8 protein-coding genes are annotated in these 9,933 nt (G+C 62.3%); 2 read left to right on the top strand and 6 right to left on the bottom strand.

Features of this window, described 5'->3' with window-relative positions:
- Positions 1-114: 114 nt before the first annotated feature.
- The gene (locus tag ABEL04_RS00590) at positions 115-750 is read right to left on the bottom strand and encodes an RNA polymerase sigma factor (RefSeq protein ID WP_375800428.1); all 636 of its coding nucleotides are present in this window, start codon (positions 748-750) and stop codon (positions 115-117) included.
- A 263-nt stretch (positions 751-1,013) separates the two neighbouring features.
- Here ABEL04_RS00590 and ABEL04_RS00585 point away from each other — a divergent pair, with 263 nt between their 5' ends.
- Complete coding sequence (locus ABEL04_RS00585; RefSeq protein WP_375800427.1) at positions 1,014-1,928, top strand: SCO family protein; 915 nt, start codon at positions 1,014-1,016, stop codon at positions 1,926-1,928.
- 12 nt (positions 1,929-1,940) lie between these two features.
- On the opposite strand, the gene ABEL04_RS00580 is transcribed toward ABEL04_RS00585, so the two are convergent.
- Together ABEL04_RS00580 and rpe are read right to left on the bottom strand one after the other, a co-directional pair.
- Positions 1,941-2,873 (bottom strand): SDR family oxidoreductase, encoded by a 933-nt coding sequence (locus ABEL04_RS00580; protein WP_375800426.1) that lies wholly within the window; start codon positions 2,871-2,873, stop codon positions 1,941-1,943.
- A gap of 76 nt (positions 2,874-2,949) precedes the next feature.
- Positions 2,950-3,624 carry a ribulose-phosphate 3-epimerase gene (gene rpe, locus ABEL04_RS00575; protein WP_375800425.1) on the bottom strand — a complete coding sequence of 225 codons (675 nt, stop codon included), beginning with the start codon at positions 3,622-3,624 and terminating at the stop codon, positions 2,950-2,952.
- 582 nt (positions 3,625-4,206) lie between these two features.
- Here rpe and ABEL04_RS00570 point away from each other — a divergent pair.
- Positions 4,207-4,821, top strand: coding sequence for a hypothetical protein (locus tag ABEL04_RS00570; protein WP_375800424.1), 615 nt, complete (start codon positions 4,207-4,209; stop codon positions 4,819-4,821).
- A 60-nt stretch (positions 4,822-4,881) separates the two neighbouring features.
- Here the strand turns inward: ABEL04_RS00570 and ABEL04_RS00565 are convergent, their stop codons facing one another.
- The 3 genes from ABEL04_RS00565 to ABEL04_RS00555 all read right to left on the bottom strand — a co-directional run.
- Complete coding sequence (locus ABEL04_RS00565; RefSeq protein WP_375800423.1) at positions 4,882-6,315, bottom strand: nucleotide sugar dehydrogenase; 1,434 nt, start codon at positions 6,313-6,315, stop codon at positions 4,882-4,884.
- Between the two features lie 306 nt (positions 6,316-6,621).
- On the bottom strand, positions 6,622-7,947 hold the full coding sequence (locus ABEL04_RS00560; protein WP_375800422.1) for a glycosyltransferase: 1,326 nt from the start codon (positions 7,945-7,947) through the stop codon (positions 6,622-6,624).
- A gap of 155 nt (positions 7,948-8,102) precedes the next feature.
- The coding region (locus tag ABEL04_RS00555; protein WP_375800421.1) for a hypothetical protein at positions 8,103-9,933 on the bottom strand (1,831 nt) is incomplete at its 5' end.

Below are 9,933 nucleotides of genomic sequence, written 5' to 3'. Positions count from 1 at the left end.
CAATTCGAACGTCGGCAACCGCCCAACCTGTATATTGATCCCCAGCATTTGGTATAAATAGACACATTGAACCCGTACGTCTAACCTTATACACGAAAACTTAACGCAATTCTTCTAAATGTTTGGACGATCTACATATTCCTGGAGCCGGTCGTCCGTACGAAGCTGCTTTACAGCCTTGTGTTTGTACGTCCGCACGGTCGCGACGGACTTATCGACCGCGTCGCTGATTTCCTCGAATTCTCGATCTTCGAGAAAGTAGAGCCGGGCCGGTTTCTGCAGATACTGCGGAAGTCGGTCGATGGCCTCATCGAGCGCCTCCCGCACGAACCCGATCTCCGCCACAGACGGTCGCGTTTCGGCGGTGAGCGTCGGGCCGCCCTCCCCTTCAATCGATTCGGAAAACTGGTCGCGACGTGTGTAGTTGAAAAACGTATTCTTGCAGATGACGCTCACCCAGTTGGCGTAGCGGTCCGGATTCCGGACGTCGTCCCGGTTGTCCAGCACCTTGCGGTAGGCCCGGGTGGTGAGATCGTCGGTGTCGGAGGCATGGTCGAAAGCGCCCTGCGAGGACTTGGACAAGAAGTACCGGCAGATGTAGCAGTACGTCCACATGTCGACGATGCGCTCGGCGTCCGGGTCGCTCCCGTTCCGCCAGCGCCGGAAGGCATCGTTCGCTGCGGTGGTGTCGTCCACCGAGAACGGCAGCCGCTCAATGATCGTCCGAAGTTCGGAGGTGGGGGTCGACATGCGAACGTTGAGTCACCGAAAAGAAACCCGAATGGTCTCCCCGAACGAGGAGGGGTCTTGCACACTTCTGAAACCGTAAAAATAATAAGGACCGGCGGGGCGGAGATCAATCCTGCCGCGATTGCCGCCCCAACCGACACAGAAAGTTGCGGGGACACAGGGTCGAGGAACGTGTGACGGTCCCACCGCACGCCTCTTCCCAAACTTTCAGGCCGGTTCCAGGTTTAAGTGATGACGCACACTCGTTCCAACCTGTCGATGTTATGAGTAGCACGTGCCCCACAGAAACACGTCCGTGGCCCCGGTGGGTTGTTCAGGGGGGAAGGATCGCGGTGGCCGCCGCCTGTCTCTGCGTCGGCCTCCTCGGCTCTGAGGCCCATGCCCAGCGGGCCAGCCGCACGCCGGAACAGCTCGAAAACGTGGGCGTCGATCAGAAGCTCGACACGACAATTCCCAAGGATCTCTCGTTTACGAACGAGCAAGGCGAGTCCGTCCGGCTCAGCCAGTACTTCGACGGGTCCACGCCCGTGATGCTCACCCTCAATTACCACCGCTGTCCTCAGCTGTGCCGGATCCAGCTGCGGAAGTTCGCCGAGTCGCTCAGCGGCATGTCGTGGACGGCGGGCGACCAGTTTACGGTTCTAACTGTCGACATAAACCCGAAGGAGGGCCCCAAGATGGCCCGGAAGGCGCAGGCGCGCTACGGCGCGTCGCTGAAGCGGCCCGAGGCCACCCTCGACGGCTGGCACTTCCTCACCGGCGAGCAGGACGCAATCGCGACGCTCGCCGATTCGGTCGGCATCCGGTACAAGGCCCTCGAGAACAAAAAGCAGCAGTTTGCCCACCCCGCGGCAATTGTATTCCTGAGCGGGTCCGGCACCATCACCCGCTACTTTACGACCCTCAACCCCGCCCCGGGCGATCTGCGCACAGCCCTCGTCGAGGCCTCCAACGGCAAAGTGGGCAACGTTGTGGATCAGGCCTTCCTGGCCTGCGCCCAGTTTAACCCCGACTCGAATTCGTACTCCGCCAGCGCCTTCAAGGTCATGCAGTACGGCAGCGCCCTGATGGCGATCGTGATGGGCGCAGCCCTGTTCCTCTTCTGGCGCCGCGAGAAAGAGGAGCTCGAAGCGGCCCACGAAGAGGGCCTCGACGCGGTGGTGGACGAGCGCACGTGACCGCGCCGGGATTCACTCCTCTTCTTTCTGCTCTTCAACCTCGGTGACCTCCGCGAGCCCCGTCAACTCCCGACTTTTCGTCCAGAGACGCGCCTCCGCCTTCTCGTCGTACGCCTCAGGCGAGGGATTTACGACGTCCGTCTCATTGAAGTACTGGCCGGTCACGCCCTCCACCTCCGGAGAGGCCGCGAGGTGCACGACACTCCGGGCGCCCTCATCGGGATGCTTGTACAGCCAGGAAAACAGCCGACCAATCCACGAAATCCAGCCGGACCCGCGCCAAAGATTGGTGTCCACCACCCCAGGATGCACGGCGTTCGCGAGTACCCCTTCGTCCCGCACCCGACGAGCGAGTTCGTGGGTGAAGAGGATGTTTGCAAGCTTCGACTGGGCGTAGGCCTGCAGGGGATTGTAGCCCTCCTCGGCGTTGAGATCGTCGAAGTTGATACTGGCCCCGCGATGCGCCTCGGAACTCACCGTGATGACGCGCGCCTCTCCCGCGCGACCGGCCGTCTCTTTGAGGCGAGGCAGGACTAGGTGCGTGAGCAGAAACGGGGCGAGGTGATTGATCGCGAAGGTGGCCTCGATTCCATCCACCGTCTCCTCGCGCGAATCGAGAAAAACGCCCGCATTGTTGACGAGCACGTCGAGCCGGTCGTAGTCGGCCCGAATCGTCTCCCCAAGGTGGTACACCTCTTCCTGCACAGCCAGGTCCGCAATCTGAAGGTCGACCGTATCCTCACTGCTGGGATGAGCCATCTCCGCGATCGCCTGAATCTCGGCCTGGGCGTCTCGCCCGCGCTCCCGGTCCCGACACACCATCACGACGCGGGCGCCAAGGCGGGCCAACTCTGTCGCCGTGGCCTTGCCAATGCCCGAGTTGGCCCCCGTGATCACGCACACGGTGCCGTGCATGTCCTTGAGATCCGAGCGCGGATGTTCCATGGGACGTGCCAGATTCGGCGAGTACAGTTCCTGAGGCGACCGGGCCAATGGCCCCTCCGCCTCCACAGTCTCCGGGTCACACCTTAAGCGTCAGGGCGTTCCGCAGGGCCTCAATGTTCTGGGCCACCGGCTGGTCGCCCCCAAACACAGCGCTGCCCGCCACCAGAACATCGGCCCCAGCCCGAATGAGCTCCATGGCGTTGTTCGGGGCCACGCCCCCGTCGACCTCCAGGTGAGCGCTGGATCCGAGGGCGTTGAGCTGGCGACGCACCCGCTGAACCTTCGCGGTCGACTCGGGAATGTAGCTCTGCCCGCTGAAGCCGGGGTTTACCGACATGACGAGCACGAGGTCGACGAAGGGCAAAATTCCATCGAGGTGCCCGAGCGGGGTTGCCGGATTTAGGGCGACGCCCACGTTGCAGCCGGCGGCCCGGATCCGCTGGGCGGCCCGGTGGAGGTGGGTGCACGCTTCCACGTGGACTGTGAGATTGTCCGCCCCCGCCTCGGCGAAGGCATCCACGTACTGCTGCGGCTCTTCGATCATGAGGTGGACGTCGAGCTGTGCGCCGTGCTCGTCGGCCACGGGACGAAGGGCCTCTACCACGTCGGGGCCGATGGTGATGTTGGGGACGAAGTGCCCGTCCATGACGTCAACGTGCAGCCATTCCACCCCGGCCCCCAGGGCTTCATCGGCACAGGCCGCAAACCGACCGGGATCGGACGCGATGATGGAGGGAGCAAGTGTAGGCATGGTCGGCGGTGCGGGCATGAGCGGGTGTGTAGTCGTCGGCGAAAAGCGGCGGGGGGTACATCCAATAAAAGGGGCACTCCGATGAACAAAAAGAGGAATTCCCAGAGCGGTCGCGTGTTCTGTTCTCACTGAACCGAAGCCGGCTCATTCCGCCCCATTTGCAGGATGTGCTCGCCTCCGCCGCATCGAGAGACAACGAGGGCGTCTCGTCTCGTGCAGTGTCAATCCTGATTTTCACATCTACGACACGATCTCAAACCCCGATTTATGGCCGTCATTCCGAGCGGAGTCGAGGAATCTCTCTCGGGTTTACTGCGTCAGTCGCTCCGCTCGTGTCTCGACTTCGCTGGGAGCGCAGCGACCGAGTGCTCTCCGGGGTGCGCTCGAAACGACGTGCCTTGGGGTTTGAGATCGTGTCGACGCTCCGCCAACATTGACGCTTGACACGGCACTAGCATTGGCTCCGATTTCTTTACTTCATGCTAAATTAACGAATTGGCTAACAATTACTATTGACTAAACTAATACCGGTAGCTACATTGGACGATAGGCTATTTGTCTCATCTACGCAAGGGTAGTCCCATGGAAGAGCTCGTCACGAACCGAAGCAATCTCGGTCGCAAGACCCCCTCCGGCCGCGAAAAACGGTCGGTCCACACCAAGTTTAAGCTCAGCGAGGAGGCCCTCGACGCCAAGGAGCAGTTGTCGGACTACTGGGGCGTGACCCAGAAGGAAGTCGCCGAAATGGCGGCCCAACTGACGGTCTCGTTCCTCGAAGACGAGGATGAGGATACGCGACGGTGGTTTGTGGAAAACGCCTACGACCAACCCGGCGAGGTCAGCCGCAAGACGCATGTGGTGAGCCGGGAGACGAAATCGTTTCTGGAATCAACGGCGAGCGACTTCAACCTGACGCGGGATCAGTTTTTCGACGCGTCTCTCCGCCTCGCCCACACGATCGTCCGGTTTCTGCGCGAAGTGCAAATCGAGCGCCACGAGGAGCAGCTTCCCCGCCTGTACGACCTTCTCGAACTGGCCGAGTCCATCGAAGCGGAGCTCCGGGACGAGGCCACGGACGTTGATCCCCTCAAGCCCGCCGTCACGTCTGTGCGGAGCCAGATTGAGGCGATTGTGAGCGACCTCGAGGACGAGCTGGAACGCGGCGTTCCGCTCGGGCAGAACCACGAGTTTACGTAGGTGCGGTCTTGCGTCGGTGCGGCCTCTCCCCATTCGGGGCGCACGGCGTCGGCGCAAGGGTCAGCGACGGGTGCCATCGGGGGACGTGCCCTCGGACGTGCCCCCGCCCAGGAGCGTAATCTTCTGCCGCAGCTCCGGCTCCTCGATGGCGTCCAGCGCATTCCGCGTGTCGACGATCCGCGGCGCGTGGCGGGCGATCATCTCGGCGTCGTAGGCGTCATGGTCCGTGACGACGACCGCCACGTCGCACCTCTGCAGCACCTCCGGCGTGCACTCCGCCGCGGGCACATTGATTGTGTTCCCGTTCTGGCCTTCTACGCTGTACGCCGGAACGTGAGGGTCGTGGTAGCACACCTCTTCGATGCCCTTCTGCTCCAAGAGCCGAATGACCCGATCGGCGGGGGAGTGGCGCGTGTCGTTGACGTTGCCCTTGTACGCGACGCCGAGCACGAGCACCTCCGCCTCCGTCAGCCGCACGGGCTGCTTCGCGATGGCCTCGACGACGGCCTCCACGGCGTAGTACGGCATGCTCTCGTTGACGCGGGCCGCCAGCGTGATGAAGCTCGTTTCAAAGTCGTACTTGCGCGCCATCCAGGACAAGAAATGCGGGTCGATCGGGATGCAGTGCCCGCCCAATCCCGGGCCGGGGTAGAAGGGCATGAACCCAAACGGCTTCGTCGAGGCGGCGTCGATCACCTCCCACATGGACACATCTCCGAGGCGGTCGCAGAGCTGCGCGAGCTCGTTGACCAGCGCGATGTTGACGGAGCGGAAGATGTTTTCCAACAGCTTCTCCATCTCCGCCACTTTCGGATTCGAGACGAGGTGCACGTCCGAGTTGACGGCCCGAATCGCTCCTTCCGCCGCCTCCGTGCACGCGTCTGTGACCCCGCCCACGACGACCGGAATGTCCCCCGTTTTGTACATGTCGTTGCCGGGATCAATGCGCTCCGGGCTGTAGGCCAAAAAGTAGTCCTCCCCCAGATCCAACCCGCGCTCGTCGGCGGCCGTCCGGAGGCGCGGAAGCACCACCTCCTCGGTCGTGCTGGGGTACGTCGTGCTCTTCAGGATGACGAGACGCCCCGGCCGAAGGTGGTGGGCAATCGACTCCGTCGCCGACTCGACGTAGCTGAGGTCCGGATCTTTGGTGTCGGTGACGGGCGTGGGCACGCACACAAAAAATACATCGACCTCCGACGCCTCCTCGAACGATCCCTGGACGCGAAGCGGCCCTTCATTCACGAGCGCGCACACCTCGTCGTCGGTCAAATCGTCGATGTAATTCTCACCCGCATTCAACTGGCGGACGCGTTGCTCATCCAGGTCGATTCCAATCGTATCGAACTCGGCCCGGGCGTACTCGACGGCAAGGGGCAATCCGACGTACCCGAGCCCGACGACTCCAATTGTTGCCTCGCGGTTCTCGATGCGAGTCAGGAGTTGGCGGGACGCTTCGCTCTCGGCCGGCGGGTGCTGGGGATCGGATCGATTCATCGGTCGGACGCTACGGACAAATTGCGGAAGAACAACTGGAATGATCGGGACGAAGAGACACAGCCGACCACCGTCCGGAAGCCCCTGTCTCTCGGAGACGAGGCGCACCGCGGCCGATCTACTTGCCCAGAGATCGGAGCGCGTCAGCGGAAGGTGTTGTCGACTGAGAGAACATACAAAAGAGGATGTGGAATCTCTATCCCGTCCGACCGGGCGCTCGCGGCCCTGTCTGCAACCCTGGCGGCGAGATTGCCCCCACGCTCGCCCCCCCGAGGGGCGGCGACCGGTCTACGCTGACACGGCCCGCTACACGCCTTCCTTGATCGCCTGCTTGCTCACCTTCCACGGGTTCCAAGAGTCCCAGTAGCTGGCCTGGAAGAGGCCCTCCATGATGTATCCAAGCGACCGAATCGAACGCAGGTAGAACCCAAAGTACCAGGGCATGAGCGGGACCATGAAGAGGAGCCCGTGATGCGGCTCCCTGGTATCACTGATGGCCAGGATGGACTTCACGAGCCCGTAGTTGATTATGTTATTTGACGTGTACAACAGTAGGTTCGTGAACAGTATGAACGGGATTATGCTCACGTTCATCATAATCAACTGTATGGTGTACACGACCCACTTCAGGTCTAACACCACCATGAAGAAAATATTGTCGAGAACGGTCACCAGGTCGGCCCACCGAAACGGACTGTTCGGGTTCAGCAGATTGTTGTGCTTGCGCATGCGGAAGCGCACGAGGGACCGGCTCCATCGATAGCGCTGCTTGGCAAGGGAGTCGAGGTCCGTCGGCATGTTGGTGTAACAGACCGAATCGGGCACGTGCAGAATTTTTAGCCCCAGCTTCCGCAGTTTGAGCACGAGGTCCCCGTCCAGTCCCGGCCCCACGTCCCAGCCCCCGAGCCGCCGCAGGGTCTCCGTCCGAAACGTGCCGAAGGCCCCGGATACGATTCGGAGGATCCCGTACTCGGTGCTCGCCGTCCGCCCGAGGGTGATGGTTTTCAGATACTCGAATGCCTGCGCCCGCGTCGTGAGGTTCTCCGAGGCGTTTGCGGACCGAATATCTCCCCCAACGGCCCCGACCCGCTCTTCCATGTAGAAGGGAATCAAGGACTTTTCGATGGCATCGTCGCGGAGGTACGAGTCCGCATCGATGTGGACGACATATTTCCCGTCGGCCCACCGGAGGCCGGTGTTCGCGGCGCTGGCCTTGCCCCCGCGCACCCGCTGGCGCAGAAACCGGTCGATGCGCCCTTCTTCTTCGAGCCGACGCCCAATTTCGGGCGTGCGGTCCTCAGAGCCGTCGTCGATGACGATGATCTCGAGGTTCCCGTACGTCTGCTGGTGGAGCGAGTCGATGAGCGGCCCCAGGTTCGGCCCCTCGTCTTTTCCGGGAATAATGACGGTGACCAGCGGATATTCGCCATAGAGCTGTCGCCGGGCCTCCGTGCGGGGCCCGTCGTCCCCATTCTGCATCCTCCACTTGTAGAGATAACGCAGGACCCCGATTCCGTCCAGGACCGTGTACCGGACGAAGTCGATCACAAAGAACGGCCAGAAGTACATGACGAAGTCCCACAGACTCATCCCCGCCAGTACGCTGAAAAATGAGTCGATGAGTTGTACCATCGGCAGGAAAATCAGCTGGGGATAAGGGCCGCTCGGGTTGTCTCGACGCAGCGTTCGTGCTCGGGGACGAGGCCTCGGCCGGGAGCGGGCTCCGCGGTCGCCCTCTTTTCCAGAGCCCCGGAGCGGCTCTTCCCTGCAGCCCCGGCCCTGAGCACTCAACGTCCATTCGCGACGGCAGGCTCTTCGGGGTGTCTGCCCAGGAACTGTTCGGAAAGATCGTCGAGGTCGACGTCCGCGTATACCGGCTGCACGGCAATGTCGAGCTGTGGCGGACGCTGAAGGTTCTGACTCAGCACGCCCTCGATGTTGTTTTCGAGTCGCTCGCCCGCCCGGCGGGCCCCGGACTGATCGGTTTCGGTGAGCAGGAACATGTAAAGCGACTCGTCCCGGGAGGAGAGGTAGTCCGAAGAGCGTAGCGTGTTGTCGAAGGCCGTCGCAATCTCCTCGATGACCTCTTGACTCCGATCTCCCAACTCCATCCGAAGATCCTTCAGTCCCGTCACCCGCACCAGAAGCAGCGAACTCGTGGAGCGCTCGTACCGCTCGATCCGGGCCGCCTCCGATTCCACGATCAGCTGGAACGTGGCGTAGTCCAGCACCCGGCTCTCCCGTTCCAGGATCGACAACAGGGAGTCGCTCAGGCCGTACATCGCCGTCTCCTCCCCCAGGGCCGTAACCTCGTATTCCTTAATTTGGCGCTCAACCTGTCGGTCCGGGGGATTGGTGTGCTCGCACCGGTAGCAGGTGCTTTGTATCTCCGGGTCCTGAAATTGCTCACTGCACCGATTGCACGTGTGCACGACGCTGGGCTTGTCGTAGTCGACCCCAATCTGCTTGAGAGCGCGGTCGCACTTCGGGCACACTAGCTTTCCCTGTTCCTCTTTGTACTCGTCCAGGGCGCCGGTAAAGGCACACCGGAAGTGGTGCACCAAGTCGTCGGTGTCGATGTCCGTGGAGCCGCAGTGCGGGCACATCTCCTCGAAGTTCAGGAACGCGCTACTGCAGTTCCGACAGGCACGCTGGCGCAGGACAAACTCGCCGGCCAGCAGGCGCCGGTCTTCAAGACTCCTCAGGACCTGCGACAACTCGCCCCCACCACTCCGGGACTCTCGTTCAAGCAGGGGGGACAGCTTCGGATACACAAACCCGTCGGCATTCTCGACCGTCCGCCGCGGGGTGAATTCGTGATTCCGCGTCGCCATAAACCGGAGCACTCGAAGCTCCACGCCGCCTCCTTCTTCTCCGCCTGTGTCGATCAAGTTGTTGACTCGCTGGTTAATCGACGCAGCCTGGCCCTGCAACGCGCCAAAGACCTCCCGCTCGTCCCGCGTCCACTCTCCATCGACGTGGTCGCCCACCGGCGACTGTATCCCCTCGGTGCGGCGCCAGAAGACGGGCTTCAGGTAGATGCTCATGTCCGCGTGGCTCCGGATCCGCGTGAGGAGCTTGTAGGGCTTTTTGCCACGCCCCCGCAGGAGGAAGGCATTCGCATCTCTCGCGCGCGACTCGCCCAGCCGATCGATGGAGACGGCCGCCGAATGGTCGGTGGGCTGTTCGGTGACCCAGAGAAACGAGCTGTCGGGGCGAGACGCGAAGGAGGGGGAATCGTCGGGGGGACTCTCAGCCTCCTCGGAGGCGTCCGACGGGGCCTCCCCTGCAGACATTTCCAGTTTTTCGGAGGGAGGCACACTGTCGCCCCTTCGTTCCACCGGCTCAGCCTGGTCCTCGTCGTCGGTATCCCCAGGCGCGTCCGTTCCCTCATCCGCCCCGCCGTTCCCGTTCGCATCCCCGAACACCGTCCCGAAGTCCAGGGTCTCGGTCCGTCCTTCTGCAGGAAGGGACCCCTGAAATACGTGGGCAAAGTCTTCGGACGAATCGTCCTCCTCTGTCGCTTCGTCTTCTGCCGATTCTTCGTCTTCTGCCGCTGCGTCGTCTTCCGCTGCGTCGTCTTCCGCTGCGTCGTCTTCCGCTGCGTCGTCTTCCGCT

Source organism: Salinibacter sp. (genome assembly GCF_042218895.1).
Classification (GTDB): Bacteria; Bacteroidota; Rhodothermia; order Rhodothermales; family Salinibacteraceae; genus Salinibacter.
Note: the sequence above shows the minus strand (reverse complement) of the source record. Positions and strands in the feature narration are given on the sequence as shown.